This is a genomic window from Streptomyces sp. CB01635, from assembly GCF_002803065.1.
Lineage (GTDB): Bacteria > Actinomycetota > Actinomycetes > Streptomycetales > Streptomycetaceae > Streptomyces.
The window spans coordinates 252810-270513 of sequence record NZ_NNBL01000002.1 but is presented as its reverse complement, the minus strand read 5'-3'; the positions used below and the strand labels follow the sequence as shown (position 1 = coordinate 270513).

20 protein-coding genes and 1 other RNA gene are annotated in these 17704 nt (G+C 72.1%); 13 read left to right on the top strand and 8 right to left on the bottom strand.

Features of this window, described 5'->3' with window-relative positions; translation table 11 throughout:
• Window positions 1-55: 55 nt before the first annotated feature.
• Window positions 56-1042, top strand: a complete 987-nt coding sequence (locus CG723_RS05275; protein ID WP_199841663.1) for a hypothetical protein — start codon at window positions 56-58, stop codon at window positions 1040-1042.
• 31 nt (window positions 1043-1073) lie between these two features.
• Here the strand turns inward: CG723_RS05275 and CG723_RS05270 are convergent, their stop codons facing one another.
• Window positions 1074-1799, bottom strand: a complete 726-nt coding sequence (locus CG723_RS05270; RefSeq protein ID WP_100592046.1) for a bifunctional DNA primase/polymerase — start codon at window positions 1797-1799, stop codon at window positions 1074-1076.
• A gap of 180 nt (window positions 1800-1979) precedes the next feature.
• Between CG723_RS05270 and CG723_RS05265 the strand changes: the two genes are divergently transcribed.
• A complete protein-coding gene (locus CG723_RS05265; protein WP_100592574.1) occupies window positions 1980-2825 on the top strand; it encodes a glycerophosphodiester phosphodiesterase in 846 nt (281 codons plus the stop codon).
• On the opposite strand, the gene CG723_RS05260 is transcribed toward CG723_RS05265, so the two are convergent.
• Complete coding sequence (locus CG723_RS05260) at window positions 2812-3438, bottom strand: TetR/AcrR family transcriptional regulator (RefSeq protein WP_100592045.1); 627 nt, start codon at window positions 3436-3438, stop codon at window positions 2812-2814. The genes CG723_RS05265 and CG723_RS05260 overlap by 14 nt on opposite strands.
• 166 nt (window positions 3439-3604) lie before the next feature.
• Between CG723_RS05260 and CG723_RS05255 the strand changes: the two genes are divergently transcribed.
• Window positions 3605-3787 (top strand): DUF6243 family protein, encoded by a 183-nt coding sequence (locus CG723_RS05255; protein WP_100592044.1) that lies wholly within the window; start codon window positions 3605-3607, stop codon window positions 3785-3787.
• Between the two features lie 231 nt (window positions 3788-4018).
• On the opposite strand, the gene CG723_RS05250 is transcribed toward CG723_RS05255, so the two are convergent.
• Genes CG723_RS05250 through CG723_RS05240 form a run of 3 tightly spaced genes read right to left on the bottom strand, consistent with a single transcriptional unit; the run spans window position 4019 to window position 7504 of the window.
• Window positions 4019-5035 (bottom strand): small ribosomal subunit Rsm22 family protein, encoded by a 1017-nt coding sequence (locus CG723_RS05250; protein ID WP_100592043.1) that lies wholly within the window; start codon window positions 5033-5035, stop codon window positions 4019-4021.
• Window positions 5036-5066: 31 nt separating this feature from the next.
• Window positions 5067-6257 (bottom strand): serine hydrolase domain-containing protein, encoded by a 1191-nt coding sequence (locus tag CG723_RS05245; RefSeq protein ID WP_199841662.1) that lies wholly within the window; start codon window positions 6255-6257, stop codon window positions 5067-5069.
• Complete coding sequence (locus tag CG723_RS05240) at window positions 6191-7504, bottom strand: multidrug effflux MFS transporter (RefSeq protein WP_234374157.1); 1314 nt, start codon at window positions 7502-7504, stop codon at window positions 6191-6193. The genes CG723_RS05245 and CG723_RS05240 overlap by 67 nt, the downstream gene beginning before the upstream one ends.
• A gap of 124 nt (window positions 7505-7628) precedes the next feature.
• On the opposite strand from CG723_RS05240, the gene CG723_RS05235 reads away from it, so the two are divergent.
• A complete protein-coding gene (locus CG723_RS05235; RefSeq protein WP_234374156.1) occupies window positions 7629-8627 on the top strand; it encodes a Gfo/Idh/MocA family protein in 999 nt (332 codons plus the stop codon).
• A gap of 117 nt (window positions 8628-8744) precedes the next feature.
• Here CG723_RS05235 and CG723_RS05230 read toward each other — a convergent pair whose 3' ends face one another.
• Complete coding sequence (locus tag CG723_RS05230) at window positions 8745-10394, bottom strand: alkaline phosphatase D family protein (RefSeq protein ID WP_100592040.1); 1650 nt, start codon at window positions 10392-10394, stop codon at window positions 8745-8747.
• 134 nt (window positions 10395-10528) lie between these two features.
• Here CG723_RS05230 and CG723_RS05225 point away from each other — a divergent pair, with 134 nt between their 5' ends.
• From CG723_RS05225 to CG723_RS05215, 3 genes are all read left to right on the top strand, one after another.
• Entirely contained in the window at window positions 10529-11320 is a 792-nt protein-coding gene (locus CG723_RS05225; protein WP_100592572.1) for an SDR family oxidoreductase, read from the top strand.
• Window positions 11321-11426: 106 nt separating this feature from the next.
• The gene (locus tag CG723_RS05220; protein WP_100592039.1) at window positions 11427-11888 is read left to right on the top strand and encodes a lamin tail domain-containing protein; all 462 of its coding nucleotides are present in this window, start codon (window positions 11427-11429) and stop codon (window positions 11886-11888) included.
• Window positions 11889-12008: 120 nt separating this feature from the next.
• Window positions 12009-12887 carry a PhzF family phenazine biosynthesis protein gene (locus tag CG723_RS05215; protein WP_100592038.1) on the top strand — a complete coding sequence of 293 codons (879 nt, stop codon included), beginning with the start codon at window positions 12009-12011 and terminating at the stop codon, window positions 12885-12887.
• A gap of 8 nt (window positions 12888-12895) precedes the next feature.
• Here CG723_RS05215 and CG723_RS05210 read toward each other — a convergent pair whose 3' ends face one another.
• A complete protein-coding gene (locus CG723_RS05210; RefSeq protein WP_100592037.1) occupies window positions 12896-13219 on the bottom strand; it encodes a hypothetical protein in 324 nt (107 codons plus the stop codon).
• A 187-nt stretch (window positions 13220-13406) separates the two neighbouring features.
• Here CG723_RS05210 and CG723_RS05205 point away from each other — a divergent pair, with 187 nt between their 5' ends.
• From CG723_RS05205 to CG723_RS05180, 6 genes are all read left to right on the top strand, one after another.
• Complete coding sequence (locus tag CG723_RS05205) at window positions 13407-13967, top strand: DoxX family protein (protein ID WP_100592036.1); 561 nt, start codon at window positions 13407-13409, stop codon at window positions 13965-13967.
• Window positions 13968-13990: 23 nt separating this feature from the next.
• Window positions 13991-14356 carry a MazG-like family protein gene (locus CG723_RS05200; protein WP_100592035.1) on the top strand — a complete coding sequence of 122 codons (366 nt, stop codon included), beginning with the start codon at window positions 13991-13993 and terminating at the stop codon, window positions 14354-14356.
• Window positions 14353-14868 (top strand): AAA family ATPase, encoded by a 516-nt coding sequence (locus CG723_RS05195; protein WP_100592034.1) that lies wholly within the window; start codon window positions 14353-14355, stop codon window positions 14866-14868. Before CG723_RS05200 ends, CG723_RS05195 begins: the two co-directional genes overlap by 4 nt.
• A 155-nt stretch (window positions 14869-15023) precedes the next feature.
• On the top strand, window positions 15024-15581 hold the full coding sequence (locus CG723_RS05190) for an MOSC domain-containing protein (protein WP_100592033.1): 558 nt from the start codon (window positions 15024-15026) through the stop codon (window positions 15579-15581).
• On the top strand, window positions 15581-16171 hold the full coding sequence (locus tag CG723_RS05185) for a GrpB family protein (protein ID WP_234374155.1): 591 nt from the start codon (window positions 15581-15583) through the stop codon (window positions 16169-16171). Before CG723_RS05190 ends, CG723_RS05185 begins: the two co-directional genes overlap by 1 nt.
• Window positions 16172-16257: 86 nt before the next feature.
• A complete protein-coding gene (locus CG723_RS05180) occupies window positions 16258-16533 on the top strand; it encodes a DUF1876 domain-containing protein (RefSeq protein WP_100592570.1) in 276 nt (91 codons plus the stop codon).
• Window positions 16534-17047: 514 nt separating this feature from the next.
• On the opposite strand, the gene rnpB is transcribed toward CG723_RS05180, so the two are convergent.
• Window positions 17048-17467, bottom strand: an RNA gene (gene rnpB, locus CG723_RS05175) — RNase P RNA component class A.
• Window positions 17468-17704: the final 237 nt, after the last annotated feature.

Below are 17704 nucleotides of genomic sequence, written 5' to 3'. Positions count from 1 at the left end.
CCGCTCCCCTCCCCGATAGGGTTCGGGCCCGGGAAGGGGAAGGTGAAGAGAACCGATGAGCAAGCTCCTCCGCAGGCCTCGTGGTCTCAGGAAGCCGGTGACGGCGGTGGCCCTCGCGACTGCCGTGGCGGTCACGGCGAGCGGGTGTGTGACGGTGCACGGGGAGCGGGAGGTCCTCCCGGCGGCCACCAAGGCCGAGGCCGCCCGCGCCCTGAAGGATTTCACCGCCGCGTACAACAAGGCCGACAAGGCGTACGACGGGTCCCTCGACGAGGACCATGTGACGGGCGCGCTCGGCGCGATCGACGCGGCCAAGCTGAAGGCCGGGCACGTCAATCACCCCGACGGCAACCCGAACCACTCGGATCTGGCGCTGTCGGACGCCGAGTTCACCATCCCCAAGAAGGCGGGCTGGCCCCGCTGGTTCGTCGCGAACACCACGGCCAACCGGGGCGGCGACTTCCGGTGGATGCTGGTCTTCACCCGCGACGATGTGAACCGGCCGTGGCAGGTGTCGTATCTGACGCTCATGTCGCCCGGTGACGTCCCCGAGTTCAAGAAGGACAAGGACGGCTGGGCGCAGCCCGTGACGGCGGACGCCGCGGGGCTCGCGGTGGCGCCGCAGGACATGAGCCGCAAGTACGCGACGTATCTGAAGGACGGCGGGGACGGTTTCGCGCCGGGCCGGCACACGTCGCAGTGGCGGACCACGCGGGAGAAGAACGCGAGCCGCCCGGGTCTCGCCCGGCAGTACGTCGACGAGCCGATGACGTCGGGCGACTACACGCCGTTGGGTCTGCGGACCGCGGACGGCGGGGCGCTGGTGTTCTTCGCGACGCACCACTACGAGAAGCAGACGGCGTCCAAGGGCCTGAGCATCACGGTCGACAACGAGAACGTGAAGGCGCTCATGACGGGCGACGTCAAGCAGTCGCTGACGCTGGAGCGCATCTCGAACCAGGTCGCCGTCGACCCGGCCAAGGGCGGCGACGTCGAGATACTGACGCGGCTCGAGGGGCTTACGGGCGCCAAGGGCAGCTGACGCTCTCCGTGAGCCGCATGGCCCTCGCGCGTCAGCCGCGTGAGGGCCAGGCTGTCGTGAAGTCCCTTTCCTCGCCCACGTAGCGTGCGCAGGCGTCGGTGAGGGCTTCGAGCAGGGTGAGCGGGTCCGGCAGCGGGTGTTCGAGGCCGCGCAGCCAGTCGACGGTCAGGTCACCGGGGAGCCGGGCGGGCGGCACGGGCACGTACGAGCCGCGGCAGTGCCAGCGCAGGCCGGGGTGCTCGTCCATCGTCTCGGGGTGGCAGTCCAGCTCGCAGGGCCACCACTCGTCCTCGTCCTCGGGGGTGCCGCGGGTGGCGGTGAAGAAGAGCATGCGGTCGCCGCCGGACTCGGCGACGGGGCCCACGTCGATGCCGGCCGCGAGGAGGCGTGCGAGGGCCTCGCGGCCGGCCTCGAGCGGGACGTCGAGGACGTCGTGGACCATGCCGGTCGCGGTGATGAAGTTGGCCTGCGGCTGATGCCGGGCCCAGCGCTCGATCTGGCCGCGGTCCGTCGTGGACTGCGTCTGCCAGGCGAACGAGACGGGATGCCTGCCGGGCGTGGGACAGCCGATGCGGCTGCACGAACACCGGTAGTCGGTCGGGTACGCGGCGGGTGCGAGCGGCAGTCCCGCGTCCGCGGCGGCCAGGAGAAGGGCCTCGCGGCCGTCGTCGCCCTCGGCCTCCTTGGGGCGCCTGGCGCGCAGCCACTGGGAGATCCTGCCCTGTCCGCCGGACCGGCGGCCGAACTCCGCGCCCATCAATCCCCTCACCTCGCCGTAGTACCGAGAAGCATGTCCCATGGTCGCACCATCCTGCGCCGCGGGTGGCCACAGTCCACATCCGGGGTACCCGCGGCGATCCCGAGCGATACGAGGCGCGGAAGATAATCGGGTGTCATTACCGGCTTTACGCGGATTTGCCTGCCTACCGTGGTCGGCATGGTCACACGGACTGCGCTGACGGGCCTCGGCGGGCTCCTGGTTCTCGCCCCGCTGACCCTCTCCCCCGTCGAGTGGGGCGCCGGCCCCCTGACCGTCGACAGCCTCCCCCGCGTCGTCTACACGGCACACCGCGGCGGCGCCCTGGAAGTCCCGGAGAACAGCATGTCGGGCCTGACGGCCGCCTTTGAGCGCGGCACCGCGCAGGTACTCGACTTCGACACCCGAATGCTTCGCGACGGCACGATCGTGGTCATGCACGACCCGACCCTGGACCGCACGACGTACACGTCGGGCCCGGTGAACAGGATCGACGCCCGGCAGTGGGCGCGCGTGCGGATGCGTCCGAGGGCCTCACTGCCGGGCCACTGGCGCGCGGAGCCGCTGCCGACGGTCGCCGAGGTTCTCGACCGTCTCGGCGGCCGCACCGTGCTGATGCTGGAGGCGAAGGACCCGCGGAGCCTGGACGGGATCGCCGCGATGATCCGGCGCCGGGGCCTCACCCGGTCGGTGTTCGTGAACTCCAACGACCCGGCCGTCGCCCTGCGCGCCCACGACTTGGGCCTCACGTCACAACTGTGGCGCTCGGAGGTCCAGATGCGCACGGACCGCCCGGCGCGCTGGGCCCGGTTCGTCGACCTGCTCGACGTGGACTACAAGGCGCGCGACGCCGATCTCGTACGGGCCGTGCGGTCCGGGATCCCGCGGGTGTGGGCGCACACGGTGGACTCGCCGCGCCAGCGGGACCGCGTGCTGCGGCTCGGCTGCAACGGCGTGATCTCGGACGCGCCGGGCCTGCTGGCCCGCACCCCGTCGGCCGTGCGGGCGCGGGTCAGCGGGGGCTGAGCCCGTAGAGGGCGTACTCGACGAGGGCGTCGGCGTAGGCGTGGTCCAGGGGGCCCGTGCCCTGGAGCCAGCGCTGGGCGAGTGGGGCGGAGAACAGGTCACGGGCGATGTACGGGTCCACGTCGGCGCGGATCTGGCCGGCGTCCTGGGCGGCGCGCAGGCGGCGTACGTACAGCTCCAGCGAGGGCAGCAGGAGCCGGCCGACGAACTCCTCACCGAAGGCCGGGTTGGCGACGCCCTCGGCGGCGAGGGCGCGGGCCGGGGCGTCGTAGCGGGGGTCGAGCAGCTCGTCGACGGTGGCGCGCAGGACCACCTTGAGGTCGGTCTCGATGTCGCCGGTGTCCGGGATGCCGTCCGCCTCCGCCCAGTCGCCCGCTCCGGCCGCCTCCGCCGCCTGGACGCCGAGGTCGATGAAGGCCTCCATGAGGACCTCCGCCTTGGAGGACCACCAGCGGTAGATCGTCTGCTTGCCGACGCCCGCGCGGGCGGCGATGCCCTCGATGGTCGTCTTGGGATAGCCGATCTCGGCGACGAGGGCGAGGGCGGCGTCGTAGATCGCGCGGCGTGAGCGCTCGCTGCGGCGGTTGGAGTCGGGAGCGGTCTTCTGGGCCATGGCTCGAATGTATCAGCGAGCGAGGCGAGACGTACCGTCTCAACTCCCTTGACAAGACGATCCGTCTCATCGACAGTGGACATCGTCGGCGAGACGCACCGTCTCGTTCCGGGGGGTTCGACTCCCTCCCGGGACAGCGCCGTTCGAAGATCGAAGGGAGACCACGATGAGCCGAGGTGGATCCGGGAACATGCTGGGCGTCGGCGGCACCCGCAGCAACCTCTCCCGCAAGACCCTGCGCGGCGGCGGCCGCGACGGCCGGGTCGGCGGCGGGCTCGACCCGCAAGCACAGAAGCGGGAGTTGCTGCGCAGACTGCGGGAGGAACGCGTCGCCCGCGAGGGGTCGTGACGCGCGCGAAGGGTCGTGACGGCGTGCGGGGGGCGGCAGCGTCAAGTGCTGCACGTCGGAGCTTCCCGGCCAGGAGCTCGGGGCCTGATCCTGTCTGCCGGGTGCGGGGTATCTGTGGCTGATCGAGCAGGTCCCCGCGCCCCTGGGGACCGTGGGCACGTCAGGGGCGCCGGGAACTGCGCGAGCAGCCCACGACCACCCGCGGCCCACCCCGAACACCGAGCGGTACCCCTACGGGGCCGGAGGCCAGGCGTCGCCCCAGTCGGCGTCGCGGGCCGCCCGGTACAGCGGCCCGTGCCGCTTCGTCACCGTTTCACGGCCCAGCGCGCCCTCCGCCTCGCACAGGTCCAGGAGCACCTGGCCCTTGCGGATCTGGGGGCGGCGGGTGATCCGGGCCGCGGGGCGCTCGGGGGCGAAACGGGTCGCTGCCACGTAGCTGAACTTCTCGTCCTCGTACGCGAGCGATCCGCCCTTGACCTGGCGGTGCAGCGACGACCGGCTGACCCGGGCCGAGAAGTGGCACCAGTCGGTGCCGGGCTCGATGGGGCAGGCCGCGCTGTGGGGGCAGGGCGCGGCGACGTGGAATCCGGCGTCGATCAGGCGCCGGCGTGCCTCGATGATCCGCTCGTAGCCGTCGGGGGTGCCGGGCTCGACGACGACCACGGCCCCGTCGGGGCTCGCGGCGGCGGCCGCGGCGTCGACCACGGAGCGGCGGTCGTCCTCGGTCAGTTCCTTGAGGACGTACGAGACCGTCACGAGATCGGTGCTCTCGATGGTGAGCGCCGCTCCGATACGGGAGCGCTGCCACCGCGCGGACGTCAACCGGTCGCAGGAACCGGCCAGTTCACGTCCGAGGGCGAGCGCGGGCTCGGCCCAGTCGAGGACGGTGACCGGGCGCTCGCCGGCCCAGGTGTCGGCGACGGCCCAGACCGCGGCGCCCGTCCCGCCGCCCACGTCGACCTGGCTCCCGGGCGCCCAGCCCTCGGGCGCCGCGTCGGCGAGCGCGCCGAGCGCCGAGCGGACCGCCTCGAAGGTGGCCGGCATCCGGTACGCGGCGTAGGCGGCGACATCGGCGCGGTCCCGAAGGATCGGCGCGTCCGTCGGGGTGCTCCCCCGGTAGCTCGCGATCAGCCGTTCGACGGCGCGCGCCGCCTGCGTGGGCGGCAGCCCGTCGAGCAGGCCCGCGAGGGCCGCGCGCAGGGTGTCGGCCGGGGAGGCGGGCGAGTAAGGGGTCAGGGGGGCGTCCACCCCGTGATTCTACGGTCGCGGCGGGGGCCGCCTACGCGCCCACGGCCCGCGCGAGACGCGTCGCCGCCGAGGCGCGCGGTCCGTTCTGCGGGGGCCTGCGGCGCGGGTGGACCGTGTTCGCGAGGAGGATCAGGAACGTGTCCGTGGCGCGGTCGAGGACGAGCGACGTGCCGGTGAAGCCGCAGTGTCCGGCCGCGCCGCGGCCCGCGAGCTCGCCCATGAACCAGGGCTGGTCGAGCTGGAAGCCGAGGCCGGGCGCCGTCAGCATCAGCTCGACGTAGTCGGGGCCGAGGATGCGGGCGGTGCCGTACGAGCCGCCGTTGAGCAGAGTGCGGCACAGGACCGCGAGGTCGTACGCCGTGGAGAAGAGGCCCGCGTGACCGGCGACGCCGCCCAGCGCCCAGGCGTTCTCGTCGTGGACGATGCCGCGCACGAGGCCCCGGTCGGCCCTGGCCCAGGGGCGGCGCTGGTCCTCGGTGGCGGCGGCGCCGGGGTGCGGGCCGAAGCCCGTCGCCGTCATGCCGAGGGGCCGGGTGATGCCGTCGCGCACGAGGACGTCGAGGGGGCGCTGCGCGATGCGCTCCAGGACCTGCTGGAGCAGCAGCATGTTGAGGTCGGAGTAGAGGTAGGCGCCGGGCGGGGACGACGGGGCCTCGGTGCGCAGGGCCGTCAGGCGCGCCGCGTCGTCCGGGCAGTCGTAGAGCGGGAGTTCGGGGCGCAGGCCCGAGGTGTGGGTGAGGAGCTGGCGGATCGTGACGTCGTGCTCGGCGGCGGCGGTGAACTCGGGGACGTAGGCGCCCACCCGCGCGTCGATGCCGAGGGTGCCGCGCTCCAGCTGCTGCACGGCGGCGACGGTGGTGAAGAGCTTGGTGAGGGAGGCGAGGTCGAAGGCCGTGTCGGGGCGCATGGGTACGCGCGACGCGGGCGGGAGCTCGACGCCTCGGTCGGCCCTCTCGTCGTAGGCGAGGTACCGCGTCGCCCAGCCCGCCGCCTCGTGCGCGGCGACGACCGGGCCGCGGCCCGCGAGGACGACGGCGCCCGCGCACCAGGGGCGCGCCCCGCGGGGCAGTTCGCGCACGTCCTGGACGAGGCGGCGCAGCCCGTCGGGGTCGAGCCCGGCGCGTTCGGGGGTGCCGGGTCGCAGTCTTGGGGTACTCAGTGCTCCGCCTCCCGCGTCGGCCCGGTCCCGCGCTGCCAGGGGCGGCACAGTCCCAAGAAGCATGCGACGGCCGCCAGGGCGCAGGCCAGCTGGACGACGGCCATCGGGACGGCGGTGCCCTCGCCCGCGATGCCCACGAGCGGTGAGGCGATGGCGCCGACCAGGAAGGAGGAGGTGCCGAGGAGCGCGGAGGCGGAGCCCGCGGCGTGCGGGGTGCGCATCAGGGCGAGGGCGTTGGTGTTGGGCATGGCGAGGCCCATCGCGGACATGAGGACGAACAGTCCCGCCGCGATCGGTACGAGTCCCACGTCGCCGAAGACGCCGGTCGCCATGAGCAGGAGCGCGGCGGAGGCGAGCGCGATGACGCAGAGGCCGACGGCGAGCGCCTTGTCGAGGCTGACGCGGCCGATGAGGAGCTTGCCGTTGATCTGACCCACGGCGATCAGGCCGACGGAGTTGATGCCGAACAGGAGGCTGAAGGTCTGGGGCGAGGCGCCGTAGATCTCCTGGACCACGAACGGCGATGCGCTGATGTACGCGAACAGCGCGGCGAAGGCGAAGCCGCCCGCGATCATGTAGCCGGTGAAGACGCGGTCGGTGAGGAGGCCGCGCATGGTGCGCAGCGCCTCGGCCGTGCCGCCGCTGTGCCGCCGTTCGGGGGCGAGCGTCTCGGGCAGGCACTTCCAGACGAGGGCGGTCAGCGCGATGCCGACGGCGGTGAGGACGACGAAGATGCCGCGCCAGTCCGTGATCCGCAGGACCTGGCCGCCGATGAGGGGCGCGACGACCGGGGCGACGCCGGAGATCAGCATGAGGGTGGAGAAGAAGCGCGCCATCTCGACACCGTCGTACAGGTCGCGCACGACCGCCCGCGCGATCACGATGCCGGCGGCCCCGGCGAGGCCCTGCATCAAGCGGAAGCCGATGAGGAGCGGGGCCGTGGGGGCGAGGGCGCAGACCGCGGTGGCGACGATGTAGACGAGGAGGCCGATGAGAAGGGGGCGCCTGCGGCCCCACTTGTCGCTCATCGGGCCGACGGCGAGCTGTCCGAGCGCCATGCCGGTGAGGCAGGCGGTGAGGGTGAGCTGGGCGGTGGCGGCCGAGGTGTGCAGCGCGTCGGTGACCTCCGGCAGTGCCGGGAGGTACATGTCCATGGACAGCGGGGGTACGGCGGTGAGTCCGCCGAGTACGAGGGTGACCAGGAAGCCGGTGCGACGGCGGGCGGTGAGCGTGGGGCCCGCGACGGGTGGTGCCCCGGGTATGCGCTGCGCTTCACGCGCGGACACGTGCTGGCGGCCGTGATCCGGCATGCGGTTCCCCTCCCGGTCGTTCATTCGATTACCTATGCTCTCAGCTCAGGTGCATTGGTTGAGACCACATTTCGTGACGTGCCGGCAAGGGCAGTGGCCGGAACCTGGCAGGGGGCCTTCAGTGGTGGAACGTGAGCGTGTGCGGTGGGGCGTCCTGGCGACCGGGGGCATCGCCGCGTCCTTCACGGCGAATCTTCTCGACATGCCGGACGCGGAGGTCGTCGCCGTGGCGTCCCGCTCCGACGCCTCGGCGAAGGCGTTCGCCGAGCGGTTCGGGATCCCGCGGGCGTACGGGGACTGGTCCTCGCTCGCCGAGGACGAGGACGTGGATGTCGTGTACGTCGCGACCCCGCACTCGGCGCACCGCGCGGCCGCCGGGCTGTGCCTGGAGGCGGGCCGGGCGGTCCTGTGCGAGAAGGCGTTCACGCTGAACTCGCGCGAGGCGGAGGAGCTGGTGACGCTCGCCCGCAGCCGCGGCCTCTTCCTGATGGAGGCCATGTGGATGTACTGCCATCCGCTGATCAGGAAGCTGAAGGCGCTGGTCGACGACGGTGCGGTCGGTGAAGTCCGCACGGTGCAGGCCGACTTCGGGCTGGCTGGGCCCTTCCCTCCCGCGCACCGGCTGCGTGATCCGGCGCAGGGCGGCGGCGCGCTGCTCGATCTCGGCGTGTACCCGGTGTCTTTCGCTCACCTGATCCTCGGTGAGCCGTCGGAGGTCACTGCGAGAGCGGTGCTCTCGGACGAGGGCGTTGATCTCCGTACGGGGATGCTGCTCTCGTGGGAGAGCGGTGCTCACGCGCTGCTCAACTGCTCGATCGACGCGGGTACTCCGGTCACCGCATCGATCACTGGTTCCAAGGGCCGTATCGACATTCCGCACGGCTTCTTCTACCCGGAGCGGTTCGTGCTGCACCGCGACGGGCGGGAGCCGCAGGAGTTCACGGCGGAGGCGGGGGACGGGCCTCGCGACAGCCTCCGGCATGAGGCGGGTGAGGTGATGCACCGGTTGCGGGCCGGGGATACGGAGTCGCCGCTTGTGCCGCTTGCCGGTTCTTTGGCGGTGATGCGAACGCTCGATGCCGTGCGCTCCGTCGTGGGGGTGCGGTATCCGTCGGAGCGGTGACGCTTTCGTTGGCGGGTGACGGGCCGGTGGGGGCTTGTCGCGCAGTTCCCCGCACCCCTAGAAGCAGCTGCCCGCGCCCCTGAGAATGACTCGGGGGCGCGGGTTGGCCGGTGTGGGTTATGCCGGGCGCAAACCCTGGTCGCCCACCTCGGTCACGAACGACGCCGCCGTGGTGATCGGGGCTCCCGGCGTCGTCACCGCGGGGACCGTCTTGAAGTCGGCGCGGGCCTCGTGCTCGCCGAGCGCGACCGTCACGTAGCCGCGGCGTCCGTTGTAGAACTTCAGGTGCGGGTTGGCCTGGGTGTACGTGCCCCAGTTCGCCGGCTTGTCCGCGCCGTCCTTGCCGCTGCTGACGGACGTGGCGACGATCTCCGTGCCGAGGGTCTTCGACGACGGGTCGTCGAAGTTGTCCTTGATGTCGAAGGCGTAGCCGACGTGCACGTCGCCGGTGAGCACCATCAGGTTGTCGACGCGGGCCGCCCTGGCCCCGGCGAGGACCCGCCGGCGCGAGGCGCGGTAGCCGTCCCACGCGTCCATGGACACCTTCGCGGCCGCGTTCAGGTCGAGCTTGCGCTGCGAGAAGGTGACCTGCTGCGGGACGACGTTCCACAGGGCGTTCGAGCGGCGCCAGCCGTCGATGAGCCACCGCTCCTGTGTGGCGCCGGTGATGGTGCGCGCCGGGTCGTCCGACTCGGGACCGGGGACGTGGGACCCGTCGCCGTACGCCTGGTTGGAGCGGTACTGGCGGGTGTCGAGGATGTCGAACTGGGCCAGCTTGCCCCAGATCAGGCGCCGGTACATCTGGGCGTCGGGGCCCTGCGGGAGCTGCGGGCGGCGCAGGGGCTGGTTCTCCCAGTAGGCGCGGTACGCGGAGGCGCGGCGGAGCAGGAACTCGGCGGGCGGGCCGTCCTGCTCGTCGATGTCGTCCGCGTAGTTGTTCTCGGTCTCGTGGTCGTCCCAGGTGACGACGAAGGGGTGCGCGGCGTGCGCGGCCCGCAGGTCCGGGTCGGACTTGTAGAGCGCGTACCGCAGCCGGTAGTCCTCCAGCGTCACGGTCTCGCGGTTGAAGTGGGCGGGCAGCACGTCACCGCCCGTGTAGGCGCGGGCGCCGCCGGCGGAGTTCACGGCGTACTCGTAGAGGTAGTCGCCGAGGTGGAAGACGACGTCGACGGAGGCGTCGTCGGCGAGGTGCTTGTAGGCCGTGAAGTAGCCGTCGTGGTAGGCCTGGCAGGAGACCGCGGCGAGGGTGAGGGCCGAGGTGCGGGTGTGGGCGGAGGGCGCCGTGCGCGTCCGGCCGGTGCCGCTGACCCACTTGCCGGTGCGGAAGCGGTAGTAGTAGACGCTGCCCGGCGCGAGGTGTTCGACCTCGACGTGGACGGAGTGGTTGAACTCGGGATGCGCGGTGGCCGTGCCGCGTCTGACGACGCGCCGGAAGCGCTCGTCGTGCGCGAGCTCCCACTGGACGGCTATGCGCTCGGCGGGCAGCCCGCTGTCCGCCTCGTACGGGGACGGGGCCAGGCGCGTCCACAGCAGGACGGAGCCGGGCAGCGGGTCGCCGGACGCCACACCGAGTGTGAACGGGTCGGCGGTGATCTTCCGCGCGTCGAACTCGGCGGCGCTCGCGGTGCCCGCGGCCGGCAGGTTCGTGGCGAAGGCGAGCGCGGCGGCGGCGCCCGTGACGGTGAGAAAGCGGCGGCGGCCCAAGTGGCCCGCCGCGGCGCGCAGTTCGGCCGAGTGCCGGCTCGGATGGCGTCGTTCGGCTGTCATGTGACCCTCCCCTGACGGTTGTTGTCAGAGGAAATTGGAGTGCCGGGGGACGACCGTGACCTGTCATGCGCACGGCCGCCACATGGCGGATGAGTGATCTCCGTATGACCCCTCCTGCCGTACGCTCCGGGGCCATGAACGCTCAGAACAACGCCCCGGAACCGCACGAACCGACCGCCGTACCCAGCGCCGTCGTGACCGGCGCGGGCTCCGGCATCGGCCGGGCCGTCGCCGTCGAACTGCTCCGCGCGGGCTGGCAGGTGGCGCTCGCGGGCCGCCGCACCGAGACCCTGGACGCGACGGCGGCCCTCGCCCCCGAGGCCGCGGCCAGGTCGCTCTGCGTACGGACCGACGTCTCCAGCCCCGACGACGTGGCCGCGCTCTTCACCGCCGTACGCGACCGGTTCGGCCGCCTCGACCTGCTCTTCAACAACGCGGGCACGTTCGGGCCCGCGGTCCCGGTCGAGGACCTGGAGTACGACGCCTGGCGCCACGTCGTCGACACGAACCTCAACGGCGCGTTCCTGTGCGCGCAGGCGGCGTTCCGGCAGATGAAGGAGCAGGACCCGCAGGGTGGCCGGATCATCAACAACGGCTCCATCTCGGCGCACACGCCGCGGCCGCGCTCGACCGCGTACACGACGACGAAGCACGCACTGACCGGGCTGACGAAGTCGCTGTCCCTGGACGGACGTCCGTACCGGATCGCGTGCGGGCAGATCGACATCGGCAACGCGGCGACCGACATGACGGAGCGCATGCAGGCCGGGACCCTCCAGGCGAACGGAACACTGGCGCCGGAGCCGGTGATGGATGTCGCGGACGTGGCGCGCACGGTGCGGCACATGGCCGAGCTGCCTCTGGAGGCGAACGTGCAGTTCGCGACGGTCCTGGCGACCAACATGCCGTACATCGGGCGCGGTTGAGAGATTAATCTCCACAAACGGAATGGGACCTACCGGACTAATTCAGGGCAGCACGGCCCGTATGCTCAGCATCTCTCCATGAGAACTTCACATTCGGAGCACACTAATGCGCATACGTTCCACAGCCTCCGCCGCCCTGGCAGCCGGCGTCCTGTCGGTCTCCCTGCTCGCCGCGTCCCCCGCCTCCGCGGCCGCCCACCAGGGCGGTCTGCACCTGGGCTACATCCAGTACGACAGCCCGGGCAGCGACAGCCGGTCGAACTCCTCGCTGAACGCGGAGTGGGTGAACATCCACAACAACACCCGCTCCGCGATCCAGCTCAAGGGCTACAAGCTGAAGGACAACACCGGCTACACGTACACGTTCGGCAGCTACAACATCGGCGCCGGCAAGACCGTCAAGGTCCGCACCGGCAAGGGCACCAACGCCTCCGGCGTGCGCTACTGGGGCCGGGGCTCGTACGTCTGGAACAACACCGGCGACAAGGCCCGCCTCATCAAGCCGAACGGCTCCCAGCTCGACTCCTGCTCGTGGGGCGACGGGCCCGGCGGGATCAGCTGCCACTGAGCCATTTCCGAGGGGGAAGGCGGGCAGCCGTTCCGCGGCCCGGAGGCAGGGGGGACCTGTCGACGGGACCGCAGGAGAACCCGAGCCGCGCTGCGGCTGCCCGCGCTACGCTCCCCCGTCATGAACACCAACGCCGACGTGCTGCGATACACCGCCTTCACCACGGACCCCGAGGGCGGCAACCCCGCCGGGGTCGTGCTCGACGCACGTGCGCTCGACGACGAGCAGATGCTCGCGATCGCGGCCCGGCTCGGTTACAGCGAGACGGCGTTCCTGATCCCGGCGCCCGACGGCACCCCGGAGCCCGGCGGCGCGCAGCGCTCTTACACCGTGCGCTACTTCAGCCCCAAAGCCGAGGTCCCGTTCTGCGGGCACGCCACCGTGGCGACGGGCGTGGCGCTCGGCGAGATCCACGGGCCCGGCGACTACCTCTTCGCCACGCAGGCCGGCGAGGTGCCGGTGACGGTCACTCAGGGCACCGACGGCACCCCGCGCACGACGCTCACCAGCGTCGAGCCGCACCTCACCGACGTGGCGTCCGACGACCTGGCCGAGGCTCTCGCCGCTCTCGGCTGGCCCGCCGCCGACCTCGACCCGGCGTTCCCGCCGCGCATCGCGTACGCGGGCAACCGCCACCTCGTCCTCGCGGCCGCGACACGCGCGCGGCTCGCGGACCTCTCCTACGACTTCGCGCGCCTCGAGGCCCTGATGCACCGCCTCGATCTCACCACGGTCCAACTGGTCTGGCGCGCCTCGGAGTTCGTCTTCCACGCCCGCGACCCGTTCCCGGTCGGCGGTGTCGTGGAGGACCCGGCGACGGGGGCCGCCGCGGCCGCGTTCGGCGCGTACGCGCGCGCACTCGGACTCGTCCCCTCCGAGGCGGTCCTCACCCTCCACCAGGGCGAGGACATGGGCCGCCCGGGCGAGCTGACGGTGACACTGCGCGAGGGCGACCCGCGAGTCCGGGTGAGCGGCGCGGCGGTACGGATTACCGGCTGACCTCGGAGTTACGCCTGGCCGGTCTCGAAGCGGGTCACCTTGCCGCCCGCCACGACGAACTGCCACTTCGTCCGCATCTCGCCCCAGGCGTCGTTGCGGTAGAGGGCCGTGAGGGCGAGGCCGCCCGAGGACTCCTTCTCGATCTCCATGTGCCCGTTGGATTCGAAGATCTCGCTGCCGGTCCACTCGTCGATGTCCCGGTCGGCCCCGTCGTCGGACATCGTCGCGCCGGGCGCGAGTGCGGCCCGGAAGGCCTCCCGGTCGTGGGAGTTCACCGCGGTGACGAAGGCCCGGACGGCCGGGTCGCTGAGCTTCGTTGTCTGGATGGCCATTACGCCGTCTCCTGCCTCTCCTTCCGGCGCTGCGGTGCCGGACCCTCCGGTCGTTCGTCGCCGGTTCGGGACCCCGGCCGCGCGGGGCCCGGGCCCCCGGCCCAGACTCACACCGCGGCCCGGGCCACGCCACCCGAACGGGCCCGCGCACCGCGTGCCGGGACCGGGCCTGCCGGACCGTAGGACCATGACCTGTCACAAGCGTTGTGTGGACCGCAAAGACCTGGGACTGCTCGTGCTGCGCGTGGGCACGGGCGGTGTGCTCGCCGCGCACGGAGCTCAGAAACTGCTCGGCTGGTTCGGCGGCGGTGGCCTGCGCGCCACAACCGCCGGGATGGAGGCCATGGGCTTCGCCCCGCCGAAGGCGAGCGCCCTGGCCGCCGGTGTCGGCGAGGCGGGCGGTGGCGTCCTGCTCGCCCTGGGCCTCGCCACGCCCGTCGGCGGGGCCGCCGCCGCGGGCACGATGGCCGGCGCGGTCGCGGTGCACGCGCCCAACGGCTTCTTCGCCCAGGGCGGCGGCTACGAGTACCCGGCCTTCCTCGGCTTCGTCGCGGCCGGACTCGCGGTGACCGGCGCGGGCCGCTACTCCCTCGACCATGCGCTCGGCCACGCCCTGGACCGGCACTGGATGGTCCCGGCCGCCCTCGTGGGCAGCGCCGCGGCGGCGCTCGCGGTCGTGGCGTCGCGCAACAAGCGGGTGGGCGGGACGGGTCCGCAGGAGGATTCCATGGACAGCACCGACGAGTAGCGCGTCCGTGGCAGGCTGCGGGTATGCCCGACACCACGCGGCCCAGCGCCCGGCACGACCCCGCCCCGCCCACGTACGACAGCGTGTGGGAGACCGTCGACGGGCTGCACGCCTGGCTCGACTCGCACAACCGCCGCACCGCGGACGAGGCCCTGCTCCTGCGGGTGCTGAAGCTGTCGGAGGAGGTCGGTGAGGTCGCCCAGGCGGTCATCGGCGCGACGGGCCAGAACCCGCGCAAGGGCGAGAGCCACTCCTGGCAGGACGTCGAGTCGGAGCTCTGCGACGTGGTGGTGACGGCCCTGGTCGCCCTGCGCACACTGACCCCGGACGCCCCGGAGGTGCTCGCGGCGCATCTGCGCCGGGTGGCGGAGAGGTCGCTCACCTCATGATCGTGTGGCTGAACGGCACCTTCGGCGCCGGCAAGACCACCACGTCGAACGAGCTCGTGAAGCTCCTGCCGGACGCACGCATCTTCGACTCGGAGAACGTCGGCTACCTGCTACGGGACGTCATCGGCGACGTACCGTGCGACAACTTCCAGGAGTGGGAGCCCTGGCGGAGCCTGACCGTGGCGACCGCGCGGGACGTCCTCGGCTTCGTCGGCGGGACGCTGGTGATCCCGCAGACCGTGCTCGTCGAGGACTACTGGACACAGATCATTGACGGGCTCGCCGCGGCGGGGATCCCGGTCCACCACTTCGTCCTGCACACCGACGCGGACACCCTGACGCGGCGCATCAACGGCGACACCGAGGAGATCCGCCCGTGGCGCCTCAAGCACATCGCGTCCTACAACGACGCGCTGCCCTGGCTGTCGCGCGCGGCGACGGTCGTCGACACGACGGAGCGGGCGCCGAGCGATGTGGCGGCGCAGATCGCCGAGCGGGTGGGCCACGGCTGAAGCCCAGGGCCTGTTCGGCGGATCAGGTCGCGCACAGTCGCGTCGATCGATCGGCGCAGGCCCTAGGCTCGGCGTGGATCGCGGTCCGGACGGCCGGGATCACGGATCAGGCGGCCGGGATCAGGGATCACCGGCGCGGAAACGGGGGCCCTGGCATGGGCAGGTTCGACGGCGGCACGGTCATCGCGGTCAGCAGCAACGAGACGTACTCCTTCACGAAGCCGAACCGGGAGAGCATCACGCTGCTCGCCGGGCTCGGCGTGGACGGCGACGTGCACGCGGGCGTCACGGTCAAGCACCGCTCCCGCGTCGCGAAGGACCCGACGCAGCCGAACCTGCGGCAGGTCCACCTCATGCACGAGGAGCTGTTCGCCGAGGTCGCCGAGCAGGGCCACGACGTCGCTCCGGGCGACCTCGGGGAGAACGTCACGACAACCGGCATCGACCTGCTCGCGCTGCCCGCCGGCACGCTCCTGCACCTGGGCGAGGGCGGCGCGGTCGTCGAGGTCACGGGCCTGCGCAACCCGTGCCGGCAGATCGACCACTTCCAGGACGGGCTGCTCAAGCGGGTCGTCGGGCGCGACGAGAACGGGGCGATCGTCCGCAAGGGCGGGATCATGAGCGTGGTGCGGACCGGCGGCGTGGTACGCCCCGGCGACGCGATCCGCGTGGTCCTGCCGGCCGAACCGCACGTCGCGCTGGAAGCCGTCTGATGATGCCCGAGTCGGAGATCCCCGTCGTCGCCCCGTACGACGCGGCCTGGCCGGAGCGGGGCCGCGCGCTGTGCGCCGAGCTCGGCGCCGCGCTCGGCCCGATGGCCCTGCGGGCGGAACACATCGGCAGCACGTCGATCCCGGGGATGGCGGCGAAGCCGGTCTACGACCTCCAGGTGAGCGTCGCCGACCTGGACGAGGCGGAGGCCTCGTTCGCGGGCCCCCTCGCGGACCTCGGCTTCCGGCTCTCCCGCTACCGCCGGGACCATGTACCGGCGGGCCTGGACGACGTACCGTCGCGCTGGGCCAAGCGCTTCTGGTCCCGCCGCGGCACGGCCGCCGATCCGGTCAACCTGCACGTACGCCTCGCGGGCTCCCCCAACGAACGTCTGGCCCTGCTCTTCCGCGACTGGTTCCGCACCCACCCGGAGGCGGTCCCGGCCTACGCCCACTTCAAGTACGCCCTCGCCTCCCGGGTCTCCGACACCGGCACCTACGCCGATGTGAAGGACCCGGTGGTCGACCTGGTGGTGGCGGTCGCGGAGAAGTGGGCGGCGGAGACGGGGTGGACGCCGGAGCCGGAGGACTGAGCGGCTCGGGCGGCCTCCGGCGGGACGTGGTGCGTCGCGGGGCCGACAGGCGCACCCTGGTAATAGCAGTCCCGGAGGTGATCGCGATGTCGGCACAGACCGCTGTCGGATGGCATGTCGAGCTGGAATTCGAGGAAGACACACATCGCACGCGTGCCGCCGCGCTCGTCCGGCTCCCCGACGGGAGCGAGGTACGGGCCCATGGCTACGCCAGCCGCCACCCCTCCGACGCGAACCAGCCGCGGGTCGGCGAGGAGGTCGCGGGAGCGAGGGCGCTCAACGAGCTGGCGATGAAGATGCTGACCAAGGCCCACGACGAGATCGACGAGGCGTCGGGGCGTACGTCGCACACGTTGCGGTGAGTGAGCGGGTGAGCGCGGATCGGTGACCTGGCGGGCAGCCGAGACGGCTGTACGCCGGGCAGATCGGCATGGGCGGGTCCGTCGCCTTCCGGGTCCTCGCAGTCCCGCACTTGCCCCTGGTTCACCGGGAGTTGAGGCTCCGTACGCGCACCGGTCTTCTCTCTCGTCGCGCCACGCCTCATGATGAAACTGGTGTCCGATGACCGCTGCCCCCCAGCGGAACTCCACCGGGGCACCCGGCGCCCCGCCAACCCCCTTGTGCGGGCGCCACAGAGGCCGGCTGGGTCCCACCCGACGGGGTGGGCCGCAGTCGGCCTCTTCGCGTCCAACGACATGCGGAGGGCCGCCCACCTGGGCCCAACCGACCGCCGTGCCCGTCCTCGCGGCGGCCGGTCTGTGCCCCCTCGCCCTCTGCCCGGGGCAGACGGCCATCGCCCCGTACGACAACATCAACACCCCGCAGAAACGAGAAACCGCCCAGACCGGGGTGTTGTCCCTGGTCAGGGCGGTACGGCAGACGAGTCGGGCTGTACGCCGGGTTTTGTCGCCCGGTCGCCTCGCGGCGGCCGGGGAGACGGCCATCCATCTAGGACCGGCGTTGCCGCCGGCCTCGTGCGGTCTACCCGCGGACTCGGGCGGGCAGCCCTCGAACGTCCGCGCAGAGCCGCCTCTTCTTGCGAGGAAGCGGCTCCTTTTGACCTTGCTCCAGGTGGGGTTTACCTAGCCGCCTGAGTCACCTCAGGCGCTGGTGGTCTCTTACACCACCGTTTCACCCTTACCGAGGGCCTTGCGGTCCCCGGCGGTCTGTTTTCTGTGGCACTGTCCCGCGGGTCACCCCGGGTGGCCGTTAGCCACCACCTTGCCCTGTGGAGCCCGGACGTTCCTCGGGAAAACCCTGGTGAAAGGGTCCTCACGCGGCCGTCCGCCCGGCTCGTCTGCCGTGCCGACCATGCTACCCGGCGTGGGAGACCCCGACGGTCAGACGAATGCCGAGGTCTCTATCTCGAAGTCGAACGGGGCGGGGAGAGACACGGGTTTGCCGAACGGCAGGTGAGCGACTCGTGCGGCTCGTGCGCCATGGCCGTCATGTCACGCCCCTCCCCCGGTCGCTCGCCGGACTCGGCCATCGGGGGCTCCACCGTCCGTGAGATCGGGAGTTCTTCCCTCGATC

Excerpts from the sequence above, each read along its gene's own strand:
- CG723_RS05275 (WP_199841663.1), top strand. The coding sequence starts at position 56 with ATGAGCAAGCTCCTCCGCAGGCCTCGTGGTCTCAGGAAGCCGGTGACG.
- CG723_RS05270 (WP_100592046.1), bottom strand. The coding sequence starts at position 1,799 with ATGGGCGCGGAGTTCGGCCGCCGGTCCGGCGGACAGGGCAGGATCTCC.
- CG723_RS05265 (WP_100592574.1), top strand. The coding sequence starts at position 1,980 with ATGGTCACACGGACTGCGCTGACGGGCCTCGGCGGGCTCCTGGTTCTC.
- CG723_RS05260 (WP_100592045.1), bottom strand. The coding sequence starts at position 3,438 with ATGGCCCAGAAGACCGCTCCCGACTCCAACCGCCGCAGCGAGCGCTCA.
- CG723_RS05255 (WP_100592044.1), top strand. The coding sequence starts at position 3,605 with ATGAGCCGAGGTGGATCCGGGAACATGCTGGGCGTCGGCGGCACCCGC.
- CG723_RS05245 (WP_199841662.1), bottom strand. The coding sequence starts at position 6,257 with ATGCTTCTTGGGACTGTGCCGCCCCTGGCAGCGCGGGACCGGGCCGAC.
- CG723_RS05240 (WP_234374157.1), bottom strand. The coding sequence starts at position 7,504 with ATGCCGGATCACGGCCGCCAGCACGTGTCCGCGCGTGAAGCGCAGCGC.
- CG723_RS05230 (WP_100592040.1), bottom strand. The coding sequence starts at position 10,394 with ATGACAGCCGAACGACGCCATCCGAGCCGGCACTCGGCCGAACTGCGC.
- CG723_RS05225 (WP_100592572.1), top strand. The coding sequence starts at position 10,529 with ATGAACGCTCAGAACAACGCCCCGGAACCGCACGAACCGACCGCCGTA.
- CG723_RS05220 (WP_100592039.1), top strand. The coding sequence starts at position 11,427 with ATGCGCATACGTTCCACAGCCTCCGCCGCCCTGGCAGCCGGCGTCCTG.
- CG723_RS05215 (WP_100592038.1), top strand. The coding sequence starts at position 12,009 with ATGAACACCAACGCCGACGTGCTGCGATACACCGCCTTCACCACGGAC.
- CG723_RS05210 (WP_100592037.1), bottom strand. The coding sequence starts at position 13,219 with ATGGCCATCCAGACAACGAAGCTCAGCGACCCGGCCGTCCGGGCCTTC.
- CG723_RS05205 (WP_100592036.1), top strand. The coding sequence starts at position 13,407 with ATGACCTGTCACAAGCGTTGTGTGGACCGCAAAGACCTGGGACTGCTC.
- CG723_RS05200 (WP_100592035.1), top strand. The coding sequence starts at position 13,991 with ATGCCCGACACCACGCGGCCCAGCGCCCGGCACGACCCCGCCCCGCCC.
- CG723_RS05195 (WP_100592034.1), top strand. The coding sequence starts at position 14,353 with ATGATCGTGTGGCTGAACGGCACCTTCGGCGCCGGCAAGACCACCACG.
- CG723_RS05190 (WP_100592033.1), top strand. The coding sequence starts at position 15,024 with ATGGGCAGGTTCGACGGCGGCACGGTCATCGCGGTCAGCAGCAACGAG.
- CG723_RS05185 (WP_234374155.1), top strand. The coding sequence starts at position 15,581 with ATGATGCCCGAGTCGGAGATCCCCGTCGTCGCCCCGTACGACGCGGCC.
- CG723_RS05180 (WP_100592570.1), top strand. The coding sequence starts at position 16,258 with ATGTCGGCACAGACCGCTGTCGGATGGCATGTCGAGCTGGAATTCGAG.